Source organism: Herminiimonas contaminans (assembly GCF_015645465.1).
Taxonomy (GTDB): domain Bacteria; phylum Pseudomonadota; class Gammaproteobacteria; order Burkholderiales; family Burkholderiaceae_D; genus Oxalicibacterium; species Oxalicibacterium contaminans.
Genome location: NZ_JADOEL010000004.1, coordinates 146,671 through 166,904, shown reverse-complemented (window position 1 = coordinate 166,904; position 20,234 = coordinate 146,671). Strand labels below are relative to the sequence as shown.

Here is a 20,234-nt window from a genome sequence, read left to right as displayed (position 1 = left end):
TCGTTAGCTAGCACATCGATATGATCGACACGCACAGGCTCTAGTAACCGAGGAAGCTCAAAAGATCTATGGACCCTTTGTACAGGGGCACTTTGAACCACACTTCAAACATCAGGAAGAAGACTGTGTTGACGCCTACTGCAGCGATAACCGCTTTGATAGGTGAGAACTTGCCGAGCAAGATCATGAACAGTGCGATGTAGACAGCGGACGAAACGTAGATACCAAAGACCTGGATCGCACCAACATAAATGATTGCTGGGATCAGGACTTGCAGTACGCGCTTCAGTTGCTCGCCATCGACAAATACTTCTGTGTTTTTTTCTTTACCAAAAAGGGATTGAAAAAGTGTGCCCGCGCCCGATATACAGATAACGAGACCGATATAGAACGGGAAGTACCCTGAGCCTGGACCGTCGGTGGTCCACTCTGCACCCAGGTTCCAACTGGAAATAACAACTGTAATACCCAGCAACAGCAGCAGAGCAGCTACAACTGCCTCGACAACATAAGTGGCCACGCCAGTGCGAACGCCACCGCTGGATTCTGAATTCTGATCCATGAGGAATGCTCCTGAAAATTTTTGCAATGTAGTTGGGATAGGCGCGCAGAAGCCAGCACTACCGTGAGCCGGTAGTGCTGCTTACTGCCTATATCCCGATGTTGATTACTTCTTCGCCATGAAGCCTGCTTCTTGCATCAGAGTAGCGTGTTGCTTCTCTGCTGCTTCCAGCCAGACTTTGAAGTCGTTACCAGTTTTGAAGGTCGTGTTGAACGCGCCTTTTTCCATGTAGTCCTTCCATTCAGCTGTTTCACGTACCTTTTTGAACAGGTCAACGTAGAATGCCAGCTGATCAGGAGTTACACCTGCAGGCATAAAGATGCCGCGCAACATGGTGTAGTCGGTAGGGATACCGGCTTCTTTACATGTTGGGATGTCGTTCCACGATTGAGTTTCGGTAACCTTGGTTTTGTACGGCATACGCTCATGATCGAATACGCATTGCGCTTTCAGTTTACCTGCGCGCCATTGCGAAACTGCTTCGATAGGATTGTTAACCGTTGATTGCAAGTGGTTACCAACCAACTGCACTGCAACTTCACCACCGCCTTTGAATGGGATGTAGATGAACTTGGTGCCGGTTGCTTTTTCCAGGCCAACAGTGATGATCTGATCTTCCTGTTTGGAGCCTGTGCCGCCCATTTTGAATTTGTTAGGGCCGGCTGCTTTTACCGCATCGATGTACTCTTTTGCGGATTTGTATGGCTGTTCTGCATTGGTCCACAGAACGAATTGATCCAGCGCCAACATCGCAACTGGAGTCATGTCACGCCAGTTGAACGGAACACCGGTAGCCATAGGCGTGGTGAACAGGTTCGACAAGGTGATAATGATTTTGTGTGGATCGCCTTTGTCATTTTTAATGCCAAGGAAGCCCTCAGCACCGGCACCACCCGATTTATTGACGACGATCAGCGGTTCTTTCATCAATTTGTTTTTGATGATCACGCCTTGGATCAGACGAGCCATTTGGTCAGCGCCACCGCCTGTACCTGCTGGAACCACAAATTCGACTGGCTTGGTTGGTTCCCAAGCGGCGAATGCTGGAGTTGCAGCGAGAGCTACTGCAGCAAATGCACCGGCTGTTGCCATTGCCATGCCGCTTTTCGAATGCGAAATGAAATCCTTGATCATTGCTTGTCTCCTGTTAATAATAATTTTAACTACGGTGCTACTTGCCGCGTCAGGGTGCCTTGTGAGCACTAGCACCGTGCGGCCAACGATGCCTTCTACGTAACTTAAAGTTACTTTTGTTTTCCGAGGATAGTGTGACCATTCCTCCAAAAACTTCTTGACCTAGGTCAAGTTTTCGGGACGGCGACCTCCTTTGATCGCGCCTCTTGTTTGTTACCTGAGCCACCCTTGCGAGTTACTGGGATACATATACGGCCTCCTTTAACCATACCTGCGTCACAACGATCCATCTTTCAACGTGCCTGTTTATTTACGGCTATCAGTGAACGATGTCTCTTTACTCAAATCCAAACACTGCATTTTGATTGCAATGCGACATTAATTTATCGCTTTGCATCAGTGTGCCATCCTTAGGGCATATGTTGGTGAAAAATTTATATACGTATTTATACGTATTTCTTTTCATTTTCTTGAGTTTGCGAGAACTCTTCTCAGCTTTCCTTGATGCTGGTTAAGAATTTCCATCTTTGATCGATAAGTCACCATCCTGGTGCAAACCCGCGTCATACCGTCAATTGCACGCGATCAGCACGGACAGACAAGAAAAAAGCCCATGAAGATAAGAATATCTTCATGGGCTTCATCATCTTATCGATGCCAAGAACGCTGAATTAAGCGACTTTTTGCAGTTTGACTTGGCCAGTCTCTTCATTCATGGTCTTCGCCAGCAATTTGACCAGTGCGTACACTGTATCGATATGTGGCGTAGGTGTTTCTGTCAGGCGGCCGAGTTCTGCTACCGAACCTACCAATGCGTCGATCTCAGGATCACGACCGGCTTCAACGTCTTGCAACATCGATGTTTTGTGTTTGCCGACTTTTTCTGCACCAGCGATACGCTTCTCGAGCGTAACGCGGAATTCGATGCCCAGTTTGTGCGCGATGGTTTGCGCTTCGGTCATCATTGCAGCAGCCAGTTCACGCGACAGCGGGTATTGGCAGATGTCTTGCAGGGTCGAGTGCGACAGCGCGCTGATCGGGTTGAATGTCAGGTTGCCCCACAATTTCAGCCAGATTTCCGAACGGATGTTGTCCAATACTGGCGATTTGAAGCCAGCGTTGGTGAAGCATTCCGAAACACGGGTTGCGCGTTCGCTGGTCGAGCCGTCCAGTTCGCCGATAGGGAAACGGTCGCCTTCGATGTGTTTGATGACGCCTGGAGCGATCAATTCCGACGCAGGGTATACAACACAACCCAAAACGCGATCAGCAGGGATCTTGGAAGTAATCTTGCCGGTTGGGTCTACGCTTTCTACGCGTGTGCCAGCCAGTTTGCCGCCGTGGTTGTGGAAGTACCAGAAAGGAATACCGTTTTGCATCGTGACGATGACAGTTTCTGGGCCGATCAGCTTAGGCAGGTCGTCAGCAATCGCTTCGAGTTGATGCGCTTTCATTGCCAGGACGATGATGTCTTGCGGACCAGCTTCGTCGTAGTTGTTGGTTGCCTTGACGTTTGCAGCGACGTGTTCGGAACCGTCGTGCATGATCAATTTAGCGCCGTTTTTACGGATAGCTTCCAGATTCGCACCACGTACGATGAAAGTTACGTCTTCACCAGCCAGCGCCAATTTGACGCCAACGTAACCGCCGATAGCACCTGCACCAATAATTGCAATTTTCATACTATTTACCTCGCCACTATTATTTAAAATCATTTGTGAGCTTGCCGATACCAGCAATCTCAACTTCCACGACGCTACCTGGCTTCATCGAGCCGACACCTACCGAGGTGCCGCACAGGATGATGTCGCCTGGGAACAGCGTCATATCGGCGGAAATCATGCTTACCAATTGCTGCGTGGAGAAACGCATATCGCTAATTGGATAGTTTTGACGAACATCGCCGTTGAGGACAGTTTTAACAACCAATGTGGTCGGATCCAGATCGGTAGCAATCGTCGGGCCGAACGGGCAGAAGGTATCCAGACCTTTAGCGCGCACCCATTGTGCAAACGATTCATCACGATTCAGGATAGTTGCAACGGTAACGTCGTTTGCAACGGTGTAACCAAATACATAGTCCATCGCGTCCGCTTCCGACACTGCTTTAGCAGTTTTGCCGATAACGATACCGAGCTCGCCTTCGAACACGACTTTGTCGTCTGTCGGCGGCTTCTGGATGGTTTCACCTGGGTTCAGGTAGGAATTAGGTGCCTTGATCAGGTACAGCGGTTCTGCTGGATCTGCCAGGTTCAATTTCTTCGCCAGTTCGTGGAAATTGTTCCACATAGCGATGATTTTGGTTGGTTGTGCTGGCATCAAGACTTTGACGTCATTGATGTTCAACACGGTGTCTGTTTTAACCGGGTTAGCGTACATATCGCCGGTGTGAACTTGAATGTTGTCGCCTTCAAGCGTACCGAACTGTGTGTTACCTGCGTGACTAAACCGTACCCAACGTTTTGACATTTTTTGCTTTCTTAAGATTTCGAAACTTGTACTGTTAGCAAAGGCAAGCAGCAGAACCGACGGCAGACCAGCGCTATGGCGCGATCACATTCCGGTGCGCATACGCGCACTTGCGACATCTACTTCATTTGCATTTGCTAACTATCTCTACAGCAAACACTGGGTATTTGCTGTAGGGATAACACTCCCCATGCATGGGGAGTGTCAGGACTACTTATTACAGAACCGATTTCAACAAACGGCCCATTTCAGCTGGATTGCGCGTTACTTTGATGCCGCACGCTTCCATCACAGCCAGTTTCTCTTGTGCTGTACCTTTGCCGCCGGAGATGATCGCGCCAGCGTGGCCCATACGTTTGCCTGCAGGAGCGGTAACACCAGCGATGAAGCCGACAACTGGTTTTTTCATGTTGTCTTTGATCCAGCGTGCGCAGGTTTCTTCTGCGTCGCCACCGATTTCACCAACCATGATGACTGCGTCGGTATCAGGATCGTCATTGAACATGCGCAGCACGTCGATGTGCTTCAAGCCGCTGACTGGATCACCACCGATACCAACCACGGTCGATTGACCCAGGCCGAATTCAGCCAGTTGACCAGCTGCTTCGTAGGTCAAAGTACCGGAACGCGAAACCACGCCGATACGGCCTTTCTTGTGGATGTGACCTGGCATGATGCCGATCTTGATTTCATCAGGTGTAATCAAACCTGGGCAGTTAGGTCCGAGCAACAGGGTTTTCTTGCCTTCCATGCGTTGCTTGGTGCGGATCATGTCGCGAACTGGGATACCTTCGGTAATGCAGATAACCAGATCAACGCCAGCATCAACAGCTTCGTCGATTGCAGCAGCAGCGAACGGAGGCGGAACATAGATAACCGAAACGGTTGCACCTGTTTCAGCTTTCGCTTCAGCGACGGAACCGTAGATAGGCACGCCTTCGAACGATTCGCCTGCTTTTTTAGGGTTCACGCCAGCTACGAAACAGTTTTTACCGTTTGCGTATTCGATACACATCTTGGTATGGAACTGACCGGTTTTACCAGTGATACCTTGGGTGATAACTTTAGTGTCTTTATTGATCAGGATTGACATGCTTATTTCCCCTGTGCTGCGTTGACGACTTTTTCAGCCGCTTCAGCCATGTTGTTTGCCGTGATGATAGGAAGACCCGATTCAGCCAGGATCTTCTTGCCCAGTTCTTCATTGGTACCAGCCATACGAACGACCAGTGGAACTGTCAGATCAACTTGTTTTGCTGCAGCGATCACGCCTTGCGCAATCACGTCGCACTTCATGATGCCGCCGAAGATGTTAACCAGGATCGCCTTGATGTCCGGGTTCTTCAACATGATCTTGAATGCTTCAGTTACTTTCTCAGTCGTAGCACCGCCGCCTACGTCGAGGAAGTTAGCTGGCGAACCGCCGTACAGCTTGATGACGTCCATGGTTGCCATAGCCAGACCAGCGCCGTTAACCAGGCAGCCGATGTTGCCGTCGAGCGAGATGTAGGTCAGGTCAAATTTCGATGCTTCGATTTCTGCTGGATCTTCTTCGTCCAGATCGCGCATTTCCTGGATTTCAGGATGACGGTACATGGCGTTCGAATCGAAGTTAAATTTCGCGTCGAGTGCAACGATACGGTCGTCGCCAGTCACGATCAATGGATTGATCTCTGCCAGCGATGCATCGGTTTCGTCGAATGCTTTGTACAGGCCTTGCATGAATGCACGTGCCTGGCCGATCGAACCTTCTGGTACGCCGATTTTGCGGGCGATGTCATCAGCCTCGCTATCGAGCAAACCTGTAACTGGATCGATGAATACCTTGTGAATTTTCTCAGGAGTGTGTTCAGCAACGTGTTCGATGTCCATGCCGCCTTCGCTGGATGCCATCAGTGCAACGCGTTGGCTACCACGGTCAACGACCATGCCGACGTACAGTTCTTTTTTGATGTCCGCGCCTTCTTCGATCAGCAAACGCTTAACCAGACGGCCTTCAGGACCGGTTTGGTGTGTTACCAGCGTCATGCCGAGGATGTCGTTTGCGTATTTACGCACTTCATCCAGCGATTTTGCGACCTTGACACCGCCGCCTTTGCCACGGCCACCTGCGTGAATCTGAGCCTTAACAACCCAAACTTTGCCGCCGAGTTTTTCTGCAGCCTGAACAGCTTCATCTACGGAAAAACAGGGGAAACCTTTTGGTGTCGTAACACCATACTTACGCAGTATTTCTTTTCCTTGATACTCGTGGATATTCATGATCGTCCTTGTTGATAATCAATTTTTTGGCAGCTTTATGCTGCGATAAATTTTCTTTTGCTTGAATCCACGCAAAAACCGTCGATGCTCCCAGCAAAAAAGCTGCTATTTTAACTGCTGCTATATCGAAATTAACGGTGACGTGGATTGTCCGAGAAGAGTATCCCGATATCCTTGACCACGGTTAAGATTCGATACTTGCCGCACCTTAATCGATCATACTTATGCAAAAATCGATGAAGAAAACGGCTATCGCGCGAGGATTAATTCGCATCAGTTACAACAAATGGAGTGAGCTGCAAATTTGACGCGGCGCAACATCGAACCGATAGATTGATGTACACAGTCAAATTGCCTTGCATCCACTGCGATTGCGTCAGGTCATGACACAATCCACAAGGATACCGTGCTCAAACGCCTACTTCGCCCCGTTGAAACTCAGCCCAGTTCACCGAGCGTGTTACGCGGGTTCCAGAGGCAGTCATGGTTTCATAGCAGCGTGCTTTGGCGGCTTGAATTGCTTCAATCAGGAAATCGGCTTCATACACTTTCAGGAGATGCTGTTGGCAAGTTTCCAGATAATGTTGAAGACGCTTGCGACCACCTGCGGCGACGGCAAGATCATCGTCGGTGTTCGCATCCCAATACCAGCTCAAGCCGAGTTCGTAAAACGCTGCGTTATAAGCGTTACGATGTAGATCCGCTGCATCATCTGCAGAATATTGATCCAACGCGGCTGTGAACATAGTAAGTCTCCTGTCTAGATTTTGGTACTCATTTAGCGTTGTTTTCTAAACTTAAATGCATCTTAGGGGCAAAAAATGATTAGGCATAGTTAAAGTATTTAATCATAATGATTCCTTTAAGCTTATACATCGACTATTCCTGCCATGAAGAACGCAACACTCCGGCAACTGAAGGTTTTTGAGACGGTTGCCCGCCACCTAAGCTTTTCGCGGGCTGCAGAAGAATTGCACCTCACCCAACCCGCGGTTTCCACCCAGGTCAAGAAGCTGGAGGAGCATGCCGGCCTTGCCCTGTTCGAACAATTAGGGAAGAAAATCTATCTCACGCCCGGCGGCTCCGAACTGCTGCACTACAGTCGCACCATCATCCAGCAGTTCCAGGAAGCGGAAGATGCGATGACGCAGTTCAAGGGCATCACCGGAGGCAAGCTGAACGTTGCGGTTATCAGCGCAGGCGATTACTTCTTCCCGCGCCTGCTGGTGGAATTTGCGCGCAGCCATCAGGGCGTGACGCTGAATCTGTCAGTACACAATCGCGAAGGCTTGCTGAACCAGATGACCAGCAATCTGACCGACATCGCGATTATGGTGCGGCCGCCGACCGATATGGATACCATCAACGAAGCATTTGCACCGCATCCTTACGTGATCGTGGCCGCACCTGACCATCCACTGGTAGCGCAAAAAAATATCCCGATGAGCAGGCTGATGCAGGAACCCTTCGTCGTGCGCGAAAAAGGTTCGGATACCTGGCACTCGATGGAAGACGGTTTCGGCGATCGCATCAACGACATCAATGTCGCAATGGAAATCCGTAGTACCGAAACCATCAAGCAGGCGGTGATTGCGGGCATGGGCGTGAGCTTTCTATCCGCACATACCATCAGCCTGGAACTGCAGGCAGGCAGCCTGGCTGTGCTGGATGTCGAAGGCTTCCCGGTCATGCTGAATTGGTATATCGTGCACCGGAAGAACAAGCGCCTGCCACCAGTTGCGCAAGCCTTTAAAGACTTCCTGCTGGAAGAAGGCCCTGAGTTGATAGAACGCCTGGTGCGTTACAACCCGAAACCGGGCAAGCAGTTGAGCGACTTGCCAGCGAAAGCATTGGGCAAGAGCAAAAAATAATTCTGCTCTTCTCCCAACAAAAAGCCCGCCAGTCTGCAGAGACTGGCGGGCTTTTTTATTGCATCGAGCGGTGCTTATACCTTCAGGATAATTTTGCCGATGTGTGTGCTGGTTTCCATCAGCGCATGCGCTTGTGCTGCCTCTTCCAACGGGAAGGTCTGGTAGATCACCGGTTTGATCTTGCCTGCTTCGATCAATGGCCAGACACGCTCGCGCAACTGTTTCGCAATCGCAGCCTTGAATGCGACCGGACGCGGACGCAAAGTTGAACCGGTAATTGTCAGACGACGCAAAAGGATTTGACCCAGGCTGACTTCGGCCTTATTACCACCCAACAGCGCGATGAAAACGAGACGGCCATCATCTGCGAGACAACGAATTTCACGCGATACGTAATCACCACCAACCATATCGAGGATAACGTCCACACCCTTGCCGCCGGTTGCGGCTTTGACTACTTCGACAAAATCTTCAGTCTTGTAATTGATGCCGCGTTCGGCCCCCATCACCTCGCAAGCACGAGCCTTGTCGTCGCTACCAGCGGTTGCAAACACGCGATGACCAAGTGCCTTGGCGATCTGGATCGCTGTGACGCCGATGCCGGACGTACCACCTTGTACCAACAAGGTTTCATCGCCGCTCAAACCGACACGATCAAATACATTGCTCCAGACTGTGAAGAATGTTTCCGGCAGTGACGCCGCTTCCACCGCATCCAGGCCTTTAGGAATAGGCAGGCATTGCTCGACCGGTGCGGTGCAGTACTCGGCGTAGCCACCGCCCTGCGCCAGTGCGCAAATCATATCGCCCAGCTTGAAATCGGTACCAGCCAGGTCGCCGCCGACGATTTCACCGGCTACTTCGAGGCCTGGCAAATCCGATGCGCCTTTAGGCACCGGATAATTACCCGTACGTTGCAGCACGTCAGGACGGTTAATACCCGCCGCATGCACTTTGATCAATACTTCGCCAGCCTTAGGCTCGGGCATGGGACGCTCGCACAGCTTCAAGACATCTGGTGGGCCTGGCTGAGTAATCTCGATCGCGCGCATGGTAAATCCTTTAATTGTGTAGACATTGAAGGCAGCAAGGATATTCGATAATCGCTTTATCTGCCAATCCCACACATAAATGACCCTGCCGCTGCCAACAGCTTAAACCACACGCCCAGCCATAGGTGACGATGGGGATGCGGCGAATTTACGGGCGATACGACCTGCCAGGTAAGCATTGCGCCCGGCTTCTATGCCCAGTTTCATTGCATGCGCCATACGCACCGGATCTTGCGCACCAGCAATGGCTGTGTTCATCAGCACACCGTCGCAACCCAGTTCCATTGCAATCGCTGCATCCGAAGCCGTACCAACACCAGCATCGACGATGACCGGGACTTTGCTTTGTTCGATGATGAGCGACAGGTTCCAAGGGTTGAGGATGCCCATGCCCGAGCCGATCAATGAAGCCAGCGGCATGATGGCGGCGCAACCGATGTCTTCCAGCATGCGCGCCTGGATAGGATCATCGCTGCAATAGACCATGACATCAAAACCATCCTTGACCAGCGTTTCTGCTGCTTTCAGGGTTTCCGGCATGTTCGGGAACAGGGTCTTTTCATCGCCCAGTACTTCCAGCTTGCACAACTTGTGACCGCCGAGGATTTCACGACCCAGTTGCAAGGTGTAGACCGCATCAGCTGCGTTGTAGCAACCAGCCGAGTTCGGCAGCAAGGTGTATTCGGATGGTGGCAGTACATCAAGCAGGCTAGGCGCATTCGGATCCTGGCCGATGTTGACGCGACGGATAGCAACGGTGACGATTTGTGCACCACTTGCTTCGCTGGCAGCACGTGTTTGCTCGAGGTCTTTGTATTTGCCGCTGCCTACCAGGAGGCGGGAACGGTAAGTGGTGCCTGCGATCGTCAATTGGTCGTCAGGGAAATAGATACTGCTCATGGGTCACTCCTGTTTAAGAAGAATAGCGAGGCAAGTAGCCTGCCTCGCTGCTTACAGATGGTTCAACCGCCGCCTATCGCACGCACGATATCAACCGCATCCGTCGGCAATAAGCGTCGCTGCGGCCAATCGCTGTCAGACAGCACTTCACGGTTGATTGCGACGGCGATGGCTTTGCCAGTCAACGACAAAGAAGCAACCAGGTCGGCGACGCTACTACCGTCTTCGACCTGATGTGCATTGCCATTCAGCTGTAGCGTGATCATCATTGTTTTTGATAAATCTCTGCGCCGCTTTTCACGAACTCGATGGCCTTCACTTCCATCCCGGCTTTCAAAGCCTGGATTTCTGTGATGCCTTGCTTGGCGGCGTAATCACGCACTTCCTGCGTAATCTTCATCGAACAGAAATGCGGCCCGCACATCGAGCAGAAATGCGCGACCTTGGCGGAATCCTTGGGCAAGGTTTCATCATGGAATTCACGTGCCTTGTCCGGGTCCAGTCCGATGTTGAATTGATCTTCCCAGCGGAATTCAAAGCGCGCTTTCGACAATGCGTTATCGCGTATCTGTGCGCCTATATGTCCTTTGGCCAAATCAGCGGCATGCGCAGCGATCTTATAAGTGATGATGCCGTCCTTGACGTCTACCTTGTTCGGTAAGCCCAAATGTTCCTTCGGTGTGACGTAGCACAGCATCGCGGTACCGTACCAGCCGATCTGCGCTGCACCTATGCCCGAGGTGATGTGGTCATAGCCGGGTGCAATATCAGTAGTCAAAGGTCCGAGTGTGTAGAACGGCGCTTCATGACACTGCTCCAGTTGCAGATCCATGTTTTCCTTGATCAAGTGCATAGGCACATGACCCGGACCTTCGATCATGACTTGCACGTCGTGCTTCCATGCTACCTGCGTCAGCTCACCCAGGGTTTTCAGTTCACCGAGTTGTGCTTCATCGTTGGCATCGTAAATGGAACCAGGACGCAAACCATCACCCAGGCTGAAGGACACGTCATACGCTTTCATGATTTCGCAAATGTCTTCGAAATGTTCGTACAGGAAAGACTCCTTGTGATGCGCGAGACACCACTTCGCCATGATGGAGCCACCACGCGACACGATGCCGGTCATGCGCTTCGCGGTCAGTGGCACATAGCGCAGCAAGACACCAGCATGGATGGTGAAGTAATCGACTCCCTGCTCGGCCTGCTCTATCAGCGTGTCGCGGAAGATTTCCCAGGTCAGGTCTTCTGCCTTGCCATTTACTTTTTCCAGTGCCTGATAGATCGGCACGGTGCCGATAGGTACAGGTGAGTTGCGGATAATCCATTCACGTGTTTCATGGATGTGTTTGCCCGTCGACAGATCCATCACGTTATCGCCGCCCCAACGTATCGCCCAGGTCATTTTTTCGACTTCTTCACCGATGGAAGAAGTGACCGCCGAGTTACCGATGTTCGCGTTGATTTTGACCAGGAAGTTACGGCCTATGATCATAGGTTCGATTTCCGGGTGATTGATGTTGGCCGGAATAATGGCACGACCACGTGCGATTTCACTGCGCACAAATTCGGCAGTGATCTCTTGCGGAATCGCAGCACCGTAAGATTGCCCCGGATGCTGACGTCCCATCAACTCGGCCAGCTTTTCACCTTTAGGGCCGGACTTTTTCAACTCTTCCAGATAGGCGCGACGATTCATGTTTTCACGGATCGCGACGAATTCCATTTCCGGTGTGATGATGCCCTGACGTGCGTAGTGCATTTGCGAGACGTTTTTACCTGCCAATGCGCGACGTGGTTTGCGATGCAGATTGAAACGCAGCTCGGCCAGCTTCGGATCGTTCAGGCGTTCTATGCCGTATTCCGAAGTCGGGCCTGGCAATTCTTCCGTGTCGGCGCGTTCCAGTATCCACGGCAGGCGCGGTGTGTTCAGGCCGGAACGGATATCTATCTTCGCCGCAGGATCGGTGTAGGGACCCGAGGTGTCGTACACATAGATAGGCGGGTTCTTTTCAAAACCGAACGAGGCTGGCGTATCAGACTGCGTAATCTCACGCATAGGCACGCGGATGTCGGGACGCGAACCTTCGATATAAATTTTGCGGGAATTTGGCAGCGGCTGGATCGCTGCTTCGTCTACTGTCGCAGTGGCGGACAGAAATTTGGGATTGGCATTCATTTTGGCTCCTTGGCTAACTACAGTGGCTTGGAGCCAGCTAAGGAGGTTTCGAGGACAGGTAACGATTCAAAAAGGAGTTGCAGCGAGGACGATGCAATTCAAATCTTGATGCGATACAACTGGTCTTCGTTAGCTTCCCTTCGCTGGCATTATCCAGATCAGGTTCAAGGGTTTTTCTCACCCGGCGGGATGCGGTATGCATCTGCCTAGGACCCCTAGCTTTTTACTTCTACAACGGGTGCAACAAACTACAACGCGAGTCTATGCAATAAAACGACTATGTCAATTGACCCGGATCAAACTTTTACATCTGACATGAATGGCTTGCTTGCCTACCGGAAAACAAACCATTCATGTCAGTTCTGGAAAACGGCAAGCATGCTGTTTTCCAGAAACTGTTACAACTCAGGTATTACTTAACTGTTGCGATGTGCAACAAGTTGGTTGTACCCGATTCACCGAATGGCAAGCCAGCCGAGATAGCGATGTAATCACCCTTCGTGGCAAAACCTTCATGCACGGCGGCCGCCACTGCTTCGCTGACCATGTCATCAACAGACTTAACATCCTGGCCACCAACGATCGAGTGGATACCCCAGACCCATGCCAGACGACGTGCAGTCTTCAGTTCTGGAGTGATGCTCAGGATCGATGTGGTCGGACGTACACGCGCAGCGCTCATGCTGGTGCTACCGGATTTGGTGTATGTCACAGTAGCGACAGCTTTGATCGCAGCGGTGGTGTCACGCAAGGCGTTGCAGATTGCATCTTCCGGCGTTGGACGTGGTGCCACTTGCTGTGCATCCAGCAGTGTGCGGTAGACCGGATCGTTTTCCACTTCCTTGATGATGCTGTCCATCATTTGCACAGCACGAACAGGGTTCTTGCCGCTGGCCGATTCTGCGGACAACATCACGGCATCTGCGCCTTCGTATATGGCGTTGGCAACGTCCGATGCTTCTGCACGGGTAGGCATAGGCGATTCGGTCATCGATTCCAACATGTGTGTTGCAACGATGGTTGGACGGCCGTATTTACGCGATACACGGATGATTTCTTTTTGAGCGCGCGGTACTTGCGAGATCGGCAGTTCAACACCCAGATCACCACGAGCAACCATGACGGAGTCAGAAGCTTTACAAATCGCATCGATGTCGAGCATTGCTGCTGGTTTTTCGATCTTCGATTGGATCAGAGCGCGGTCGCCGATGATCTTGCGTGCATCTTCGATATCGGAAACTTGTTGCACGAACGACAGAGCTACCCAGTCCACGCCCAACGACAATGCAAATTCCAGATCAACCAGATCTTTCGGTGTCATTGCAGGGATAGGCAGAATTGCGTCTGGTACGTTGACGCCTTTGCGGTTCGAAATCTTGCCGCCTGTAGTCACACGTGTGACGATGCGGTCACCCGAGTTGCTTTCGATCGAAACACGAATTTTGCCGTCATCGAACAACAGGTTTTGACCAGCTTTGACAACTGCAAACAACTCAGGATGTGGCAGGTAAACGCGTGTTGCATCACCTGGCGTCTGATCGCGGTCGAGCACGAATTGCGAACCTTCAGTCAACACCGCGGAATCGCCGTTGAAGGTACCCAGACGAATCTTCGGACCTTGCAGATCACAGAGGATGGCAACTGGACGGCCATATTTGGTTTCCAGGCTACGCACGATTTCGTGACGTGCGCGGTGATCTTCGTGCGAACCATGGCTGAAGTTGAAGCGGAACATGTCCACACCAGCTTCAAACAATGCGCTGATGGTTTCCAGATCACCACTTGCTGGGCCCAGGGTAGCAACGATTTTTGCTTTGCGATTACGTCTCATGACAGATCTTCTTCTTAAATGAAAAATGAAAAATGAATACCGCTATGCCTGGATCACAGACACAGCGGGAAAATAAATTACAAAATCAGGATGGCGCGGAAGTCATTCACGTTGGTACGTGTCGGACCACTGACGATCAGGTCGCCGAGTGCGCTGAAGAAACCATAACCATCGTTGTTCTCCAACATGGCTTTGGCATTCAGGCCTTGCTCAGCGGCGCGTGTCCATGAATCGGGCTGATAGATGGCGCCAGCGTTGTCTTCCGAACCATCGATACCATCGGTGTCGCATGCCAATGCATGGATACCAGCGGTACCTTGCAGGGATACTGCCAGGCTCAACAGGAATTCTGCATTGCGACCGCCACGACCTTTGCCGCGGACGGTAACAGTCGTTTCGCCACCGGACAGGATGACGCATGGTTTCGCAAATGGCTGGCCATACTTAGCGACTTGCTTCGCCAATGCTGCATGTACCATACCAACGTCACGCGACTCACCTTCGAGATCATTGGACAGGATGTAAGGCGTGATACCGGCAGCGCGTGCTTTAGCCGCAGCGGCTTCCAGCGCATGCTGTGCTGTTGCCATTACATGGTGCTCATTGCGCGCGAAACGCGGGTCACCCGGCTTCGGTGTTTCACCAGCGCCGGATTCGAGATGCTTCAGGATGTTTTCTGGAATATCAATGCCGTACTTTTTCAGGATCGCGAGCGATTCTGCGCAAGTGGTCGGATCTGGCAAGGTAGGACCGCTGGCAATCACACCAGGATCATCACCCGGCACATCGGAGATCAGCAGCGTCACGACACGTGCCGGGGCACATGCCAACGCCAGGCGACCACCCTTGATAGCGGACAGGTGCTTACGCACGCAGTTCATTTCGGAAATCGTTGCGCCGCTTTTCAGCAGGGCTTTGTTCAATGCTTGTTTTTGCTCAAGCGTGATGCCTTCACCCGGCAAGCTCAGCAAGGCGGAACCACCGCCAGTGATCAGGCACAGCACCAGATCATCTTCGGTCAAACCCTTGACCAGTTCCAGCATACGGCCAGCTGCCTGACGGCCAGCTTCATCCGGTACCGGATGTGCCGCTTCTACTACTTCAATTTGTTTGCAGTCAGCGCCGTGACCATAACGCGTCACGATCAAGCCTTCTACTTTGCCTGGCCACGTATCTTCAACTACCTTGGCCATAGCTGCAGCACCTTTACCGGCACCGATCACCAGGGTGCGACCCTTGGCAGATTGCTTGGGCAGATAGGCGGGCATGCACTTCTGTGCGCTCACGGCCTCAACTGCGGTGGCATACAGGTCATTCAAAAACTGACGTGGATCTATCGACATGGGGCAAGCTACTTTTAAAAATTTTGAATCAAACCGGCATTGCACCTGAGTGCAATGCCGGCAGCAGTACTTAAATCAGTCGAACGAATTACGCCTTGGCGATTTCGTGGTTCGACATGATTTCGATCGCGCGGCACAGTGCCGAGTGATCCAGACCGCTCATGCCATTTGCTGCGCATGCGTTCATCAATTCCTGGGTGTTTGCAGTGTTAGGCAACGATACGCCCATTGCTTTTGCACCTTGCAATGCCAGGTTCAAATCTTTTTGATGCAGTTCGATACGGAAGCCTGGGTTGAAAGTACGTTTAACCATACGTTCACCGTGTACTTCCAGAATACGCGAGTTAGCAAAGCCGCCCATCAGAGCTTGACGAACTTTTGCTGGATCTGCGCCTGCTTTCGATGCAAACAACAGGGCTTCGGAAACAGCCTGGATGTTCAATGCAACGATGATTTGGTTTGCTACTTTGGTGGTTTGACCGTCGCCGTTGCCGCCAACCAGGGTGATGTTTTTACCCATCAGTTCAAACAATGGCTTGACTGTGTTGAACGCTGCTTCCGAACCACCAACCATGATGGTCAGCGAAGCTGCTTTAGCACCGACTTCGCCGCCGGATACTGGTGCATCCAGGTATTCGCAACCCAGTGCATTTACTTTTTTCGCGAATTCTTTGGTAGCGATAGGCGAGATCGAGCTCATGTCGACCACAATTTTGCCTTTAGCCAGACCAGCTGCAACGCCGTTTTCTGCGAACAGAACTGCGTCCACGTGCGGGGTATCCGGCACCATGGTGATGATGATGTCTGCGCTCTTGGCAACTTCAGCGCCCGATTTGCAAACTGTTGCGCCGCCGTCGATCAATTCTTGGGCTGGTGCTTTTTGATCATGCAAAAACAGTTGGTGACCACCCTTTTGCAGGTTCAGCGCCATTGGTGCGCCCATGATACCCAAACCAATAAATCCAACTTTTGCCATGACTGACTCCTGATTATATTTAAGTGTGAACTACGTACTCAGTAAAAATACTAAGCGGCCCGATGTCGGACCGCTCAGTATGCTTAGAGACGCTACATTATAGGCCGTGCGCTGCGCGCCAGCCCAATCCTTCTACCGTACCAGCTTTAGGCTTGTACTCACAACCGATCCAGCCCTTGTAACCAATTTCGTCCAGGAACTTGAACAGGTAGGTGTAGTTGATTTCGCCTGTACCTGGTTCAAAACGACCTGGATTGTCTGCCAGCTGCAGATGAGGAATAACCGCGAGGTTGTTCTTCATCGTGTTGGCCAACTCACCTTCCATGCGTTGCATGTGATAGATGTCGTATTGGAAGAACAGGTTGTCGGAACCGACTTTGGCAATGATGTCCAGAGTCTGTTTCGTGCCAGTCAGGAAGAAACCTGGGATATCGAATGTGTTGATCGCTTCGATCAACAGTGGGATACCTTCAGCTTTCAATTTAGCAGCCGCATATTTCAAGTTCGCAACCAAGGTTGCTTCTGCTTGTTCATGCGTTACGCCTGCAGGCACGATACCGGACAGGATGTTGACCTGTTTGGTGCCGAGCACTTTGACGTATTCAATTGCTTTGTCCACGCCAGCTTTGAACTCTTCTACACGATCAGGGTGGCAAGCAATACCGCGCTCACCACCAGCCCAGTTACCGGCTGGCAGATTGTGCAAAACCATTTCCAGGTTGTTCTCTTTCAATTTCGCTGCGACATCAGCCGCAGGGAAATCGTATGGGAACAGGAATTCAACGCCTTTGAAGCCATTCTTTGCAGCTTGTTCAAAGCGGTCCATGAATGGAACCTCATTGAACAGCATCGTCAGATTAGCAGCAAGTTTCGTCATCTTAAGCACCCTTAACGTCGATGATTTCTTCGAATTCGTTGATCGCGTTGATTTCGGTACCCATCGCGATGTTGGTTACGCGTTCGAGGATGATTTCAACAACGACTGGTACTTTGAATTCTTTGATCCACTCTTGCGCTTTTTTCAGTGCAGGAGCGATGTCGTCAGGGTTGTAGACGCGAATTGCTTTGCAGCCCAAACCTTCGGTAACTTTAACGTGATCAACACCGTACGAAGCGTTTTCGGTCGAGTTGATGTTGTCGAAAGCCAGCGATACACAGTAGTCCATTGTGAACATACGTTGTGCTTGACGGATCAGGCCCAGGTACGAGTTGTTCACCAGAACGTGGATGTAAGGCAGGTTGAATTGCGCGCCTGCAGCCAATTCTTCGATCAGGAACTGGAAGTCGTAATCGCCTGTGATAGCAACGATTTCGCTGGTTGGATCGGCAGCCCGGACACCCAGAGCAGCTGGGATAGTCCAGCCCAATGGACCTGCTTGACCGCAGTTGATCCAGTTACGTTCTTTGTACACGTGCAGGAATTGACCCGCAGCGATTTGCGACAAACCGATGTTCGAAATGTAGCGTGCGGTTTTGCCGAACACTGCATTCATTTCTTGGTAAACACGTTGTGGTTTGATCGGGGTTACGTCGAAATCCGTTTTACGCAACATGGTGCGTTTGCGTTCTTGGCACTCAGCCAACCATGCATCACGGTTTTTCAGTTTGCCAGCAGCTTTCAATTCTTTCGCTACTTCGATCATCAGTTTCAGTGCTGCGCCAGCGTCGGAAGTGATACCGAGGTCTGGACCAAACACGCGACCGATTTGTGTCGGTTCGATGTCGATGTGTACGAATTTACGATCTTTGGTGAACACGTCGATCGAACCGGTGAAACGGTTAGCCCAACGGTTACCGATACCGAATGCGAAGTCCGAAGCCAACATGGTCGCGTTACCGTAGCGATGCGATGTTTGCAGACCAACCATACCAACCATCAGCGGGTGATCGTCAGGTACGGTGCCCCAGCCCATCAGGGTTGGAACGACAGGAACGTTTACCAGCTCAGCGAATTCGAGCATCAATGGGGTTGCGTTTGCATTGATAACGCCGCCGCCGGAAATCAGCAATGGACGCTCTGCAGCGTTCAACATTGTGATTGCAGCTTCGATTTGCTTGCGAGTTGCCTGTGGTTTGTACACTGGCAATGGCTCGTACAGATCTGGATCGAATTCGATTTCAGCAACTTGTACGTCGAACGGCAAATCGATCAGCACAGGACCTGGACGGCCGGAGCGCATGATGTGGAATGCTTGTTGGAATACTTGTGGAACCAATGCTGGTTCACGAACCATAACCGACCATTTGGTTACTGGTTTCGAGATCGATTCGATATCAACAGCCTGGAAGTCTTCTTTGTGCAAACGTGCACGTGGAGCCTGGCCGGTAACGCACAAGATAGGAATCGAGTCAGCGATAGCCGAGTACAGACCGGTAACCATGTCTGTGCCGCCTGGACCCGAGGTAGCCAGAGCAACACCGATATTGCCGGATTTGGCGCGGGTGTAACCCTCAGCCATGTGTGTCGCGCCTTCTACGTGACGCGCCAGAATGTGTTTGATGGTGCCTTGCTTTTGCATGGCGGAGTAAAACGGATTGATCGCTGCGCCTGGAACGCCGAAGGCCTGATCAATACCTTCTTTCTGCATTACCCAAACTGCTGCCTGGGCTGCTGTCATCTTTGCCATTACATAATCTCCATTGAAATGAAATTTTCCTACGCTGCATAGTAATTCATATGGATTACTTTTAGAATAGGACTATTAATTAACCAATTAAATACTTCAGGTATCGAATGGACAAGCTCAAACAGATCGAGGCATTTGTGATGGCGGTCGAGCATAATAGCTTTGCCGCTGCGGCCTTAGCCCTGCAGGTCACACCTGTGATGGTCGGGCGTCGCATCGATACCCTGGAAAAACGCCTGGGCGTCCGCCTGCTGCATCGCTCTACACGGCGCCTGGCCCTGACGGAAGAGGGCTCAGTATACCTCGAACACTGCCGTAAAATGCTCAGTGAACTGGAACATGCTGAAAGCGCATTGTCCGCCGGCAATAACAAGGTCACCGGGCACTTGATCGTGTCCGCCCCCGCTTCCTTCGGCCGCCAGCACGTCGCACCCTATGCGCAGGAATTCCTGGACCAGCATCCCGGCCTCAAAATGTCTTTCAACCTGACTGACCGCGTGGTGGACCTGGTGCAAGAAGGTTATGACATGGGCATACGTATTGGCGGCAATATCGACCCCAATTTCGTTGCTATCAAACTGGCGGCCAATAAGCGGGTAGTCTGCGGCACCCGGGAATACTTCAAAAAACACGGCAAACCCAAGACGTTGGACGACCTTGCCAATCACAATTGCCTTGCTTTCAACCTACAAGGCGGGCAGCAACGCGGCTGGTACTTCAACTACCGCGGCAAAACCGTCTCAGTACGCGCGCAGGGCAGCCTGGATTGCAATGACGGTGAATTGCTGCATCGCTGGATGACCGAAGGCCTGGGTATCGCCTGGCGCTCCGTATGGGAGATCCAAAGCCAGCTGGAGAGCGGCATGCTGGAAACTGTCCTCGACGATTATGCGATCCCTGAGTACGACATCATGGCGGTCTATCCGCAGCAGCGGAATGTACCGGCCAAGGTGCGTCTTTTCATTTCGCATTTGAAGGCCATGTATAGCCAGCCGGGTTATTGGAGCAGGTAAGCGCACACTGACTTA

General features: G+C 51.5%; 18 protein-coding genes and 1 riboswitch. Of the genes, 2 read left to right on the top strand and 16 right to left on the bottom strand.

The window, feature by feature from the left end; translation table 11 throughout:
* Positions 1–40 precede the first annotated feature (40 nt).
* The 7 genes from IXC47_RS07475 to IXC47_RS07445 form a co-directional block, all read right to left on the bottom strand.
* Entirely contained in the window at positions 41–562 is a 522-nt protein-coding gene (locus IXC47_RS07475; RefSeq protein WP_175626997.1) for a tripartite tricarboxylate transporter TctB family protein, read from the bottom strand.
* Between the two features lie 105 nt (positions 563–667).
* Positions 668–1,696 carry a Bug family tripartite tricarboxylate transporter substrate binding protein gene (locus tag IXC47_RS07470; RefSeq protein ID WP_124575581.1) on the bottom strand — a complete coding sequence of 343 codons (1,029 nt, stop codon included), beginning with the start codon at positions 1,694–1,696 and terminating at the stop codon, positions 668–670.
* Positions 1,697–2,367: 671 nt separating this feature from the next.
* Complete coding sequence (locus tag IXC47_RS07465; protein ID WP_175626996.1) at positions 2,368–3,378, bottom strand: 2-dehydropantoate 2-reductase; 1,011 nt, start codon at positions 3,376–3,378, stop codon at positions 2,368–2,370.
* Between the two features lie 19 nt (positions 3,379–3,397).
* Positions 3,398–4,165 (bottom strand): fumarylacetoacetate hydrolase family protein, encoded by a 768-nt coding sequence (locus IXC47_RS07460; protein ID WP_012078257.1) that lies wholly within the window; start codon positions 4,163–4,165, stop codon positions 3,398–3,400.
* A 217-nt stretch (positions 4,166–4,382) separates the two neighbouring features.
* On the bottom strand, positions 4,383–5,258 hold the full coding sequence (gene sucD / locus IXC47_RS07455; RefSeq protein ID WP_012078256.1) for a succinate--CoA ligase subunit alpha: 876 nt from the start codon (positions 5,256–5,258) through the stop codon (positions 4,383–4,385).
* 2 nt (positions 5,259–5,260) lie between these two features.
* Positions 5,261–6,427: an ADP-forming succinate--CoA ligase subunit beta gene (gene sucC / locus IXC47_RS07450; protein ID WP_124575583.1), complete on the bottom strand. Its 1,167-nt coding sequence runs from the start codon at positions 6,425–6,427 to the stop codon at positions 5,261–5,263.
* Between the two features lie 410 nt (positions 6,428–6,837).
* Positions 6,838–7,173 (bottom strand): HAD family hydrolase, encoded by a 336-nt coding sequence (locus IXC47_RS07445; RefSeq protein WP_124575584.1) that lies wholly within the window; start codon positions 7,171–7,173, stop codon positions 6,838–6,840.
* Positions 7,174–7,317: 144 nt separating this feature from the next.
* On the opposite strand from IXC47_RS07445, the gene IXC47_RS07440 reads away from it, so the two are divergent.
* Complete coding sequence (locus IXC47_RS07440) at positions 7,318–8,298, top strand: LysR family transcriptional regulator (RefSeq protein WP_195875161.1); 981 nt, start codon at positions 7,318–7,320, stop codon at positions 8,296–8,298.
* Between the two features lie 74 nt (positions 8,299–8,372).
* Here IXC47_RS07440 and IXC47_RS07435 read toward each other — a convergent pair whose 3' ends face one another.
* The 9 genes from IXC47_RS07435 to gcl all read right to left on the bottom strand — a co-directional run bounded on the left by IXC47_RS07435 (position 8,373) and on the right by gcl (position 19,206).
* Positions 8,373–9,350 (bottom strand): NAD(P)H-quinone oxidoreductase, encoded by a 978-nt coding sequence (locus IXC47_RS07435; RefSeq protein ID WP_124575586.1) that lies wholly within the window; start codon positions 9,348–9,350, stop codon positions 8,373–8,375.
* Between the two features lie 102 nt (positions 9,351–9,452).
* Positions 9,453–10,250 carry a thiazole synthase gene (locus IXC47_RS07430; RefSeq protein ID WP_195875160.1) on the bottom strand — a complete coding sequence of 266 codons (798 nt, stop codon included), beginning with the start codon at positions 10,248–10,250 and terminating at the stop codon, positions 9,453–9,455.
* Between the two features lie 62 nt (positions 10,251–10,312).
* The gene (thiS, locus tag IXC47_RS07425) at positions 10,313–10,516 is read right to left on the bottom strand and encodes a sulfur carrier protein ThiS (RefSeq protein ID WP_195875216.1); all 204 of its coding nucleotides are present in this window, start codon (positions 10,514–10,516) and stop codon (positions 10,313–10,315) included.
* Positions 10,516–12,429, bottom strand: coding sequence for a phosphomethylpyrimidine synthase ThiC (thiC, locus tag IXC47_RS07420; RefSeq protein ID WP_195875159.1), 1,914 nt, complete (start codon positions 12,427–12,429; stop codon positions 10,516–10,518). Before thiC ends, thiS begins: the two co-directional genes overlap by 1 nt.
* Before the next feature lie 118 nt (positions 12,430–12,547).
* Positions 12,548–12,656, bottom strand: a riboswitch (TPP riboswitch).
* A 185-nt stretch (positions 12,657–12,841) separates the two neighbouring features.
* Entirely contained in the window at positions 12,842–14,260 is a 1,419-nt protein-coding gene (pyk, locus tag IXC47_RS07415; protein ID WP_175626991.1) for a pyruvate kinase, read from the bottom strand.
* A 77-nt stretch (positions 14,261–14,337) separates the two neighbouring features.
* Positions 14,338–15,603 (bottom strand): glycerate kinase type-2 family protein, encoded by a 1,266-nt coding sequence (locus IXC47_RS07410; protein ID WP_175626990.1) that lies wholly within the window; start codon positions 15,601–15,603, stop codon positions 14,338–14,340.
* A gap of 88 nt (positions 15,604–15,691) precedes the next feature.
* The gene (gene glxR / locus IXC47_RS07405; RefSeq protein ID WP_175626989.1) at positions 15,692–16,579 is read right to left on the bottom strand and encodes a 2-hydroxy-3-oxopropionate reductase; all 888 of its coding nucleotides are present in this window, start codon (positions 16,577–16,579) and stop codon (positions 15,692–15,694) included.
* Positions 16,580–16,676: 97 nt separating this feature from the next.
* A complete protein-coding gene (gene hyi / locus IXC47_RS07400) occupies positions 16,677–17,456 on the bottom strand; it encodes a hydroxypyruvate isomerase (protein WP_076592433.1) in 780 nt (259 codons plus the stop codon).
* A 1-nt stretch (position 17,457) separates the two neighbouring features.
* Positions 17,458–19,206: a glyoxylate carboligase gene (gene gcl / locus IXC47_RS07395; protein WP_175626988.1), complete on the bottom strand. Its 1,749-nt coding sequence runs from the start codon at positions 19,204–19,206 to the stop codon at positions 17,458–17,460.
* A gap of 107 nt (positions 19,207–19,313) precedes the next feature.
* Here gcl and IXC47_RS07390 point away from each other — a divergent pair, with 107 nt between their 5' ends.
* Entirely contained in the window at positions 19,314–20,219 is a 906-nt protein-coding gene (locus IXC47_RS07390) for a LysR family transcriptional regulator (RefSeq protein WP_175626987.1), read from the top strand.
* Positions 20,220–20,234: the final 15 nt, after the last annotated feature.

Coding starts and splice junctions, on each gene's coding strand:
- glxR (WP_175626989.1), bottom strand. CDS start 16,579: ATGGCAAAAGTTGGATTTATTGGTTTGGGTATCATGGGCGCACCAATG.
- sucD (WP_012078256.1), bottom strand. CDS start 5,258: ATGTCAATCCTGATCAATAAAGACACTAAAGTTATCACCCAAGGTATC.
- IXC47_RS07465 (WP_175626996.1), bottom strand. CDS start 3,378: ATGAAAATTGCAATTATTGGTGCAGGTGCTATCGGCGGTTACGTTGGC.
- sucC (WP_124575583.1), bottom strand. CDS start 6,427: ATGAATATCCACGAGTATCAAGGAAAAGAAATACTGCGTAAGTATGGT.
- IXC47_RS07390 (WP_175626987.1), top strand. CDS start 19,314: ATGGACAAGCTCAAACAGATCGAGGCATTTGTGATGGCGGTCGAGCAT.
- hyi (WP_076592433.1), bottom strand. CDS start 17,456: ATGACGAAACTTGCTGCTAATCTGACGATGCTGTTCAATGAGGTTCCA.
- IXC47_RS07440 (WP_195875161.1), top strand. CDS start 7,318: ATGAAGAACGCAACACTCCGGCAACTGAAGGTTTTTGAGACGGTTGCC.
- IXC47_RS07460 (WP_012078257.1), bottom strand. CDS start 4,165: ATGTCAAAACGTTGGGTACGGTTTAGTCACGCAGGTAACACACAGTTC.
- gcl (WP_175626988.1), bottom strand. CDS start 19,206: ATGGCAAAGATGACAGCAGCCCAGGCAGCAGTTTGGGTAATGCAGAAA.
- pyk (WP_175626991.1), bottom strand. CDS start 14,260: ATGAGACGTAATCGCAAAGCAAAAATCGTTGCTACCCTGGGCCCAGCA.
- IXC47_RS07470 (WP_124575581.1), bottom strand. CDS start 1,696: ATGATCAAGGATTTCATTTCGCATTCGAAAAGCGGCATGGCAATGGCA.
- thiS (WP_195875216.1), bottom strand. CDS start 10,516: ATGATCACGCTACAGCTGAATGGCAATGCACATCAGGTCGAAGACGGT.
- IXC47_RS07475 (WP_175626997.1), bottom strand. CDS start 562: ATGGATCAGAATTCAGAATCCAGCGGTGGCGTTCGCACTGGCGTGGCC.
- IXC47_RS07410 (WP_175626990.1), bottom strand. CDS start 15,603: ATGTCGATAGATCCACGTCAGTTTTTGAATGACCTGTATGCCACCGCA.
- thiC (WP_195875159.1), bottom strand. CDS start 12,429: ATGAATGCCAATCCCAAATTTCTGTCCGCCACTGCGACAGTAGACGAA.
- IXC47_RS07435 (WP_124575586.1), bottom strand. CDS start 9,350: ATGCGCGCGATCGAGATTACTCAGCCAGGCCCACCAGATGTCTTGAAG.
- IXC47_RS07430 (WP_195875160.1), bottom strand. CDS start 10,250: ATGAGCAGTATCTATTTCCCTGACGACCAATTGACGATCGCAGGCACC.
- IXC47_RS07445 (WP_124575584.1), bottom strand. CDS start 7,173: ATGTTCACAGCCGCGTTGGATCAATATTCTGCAGATGATGCAGCGGAT.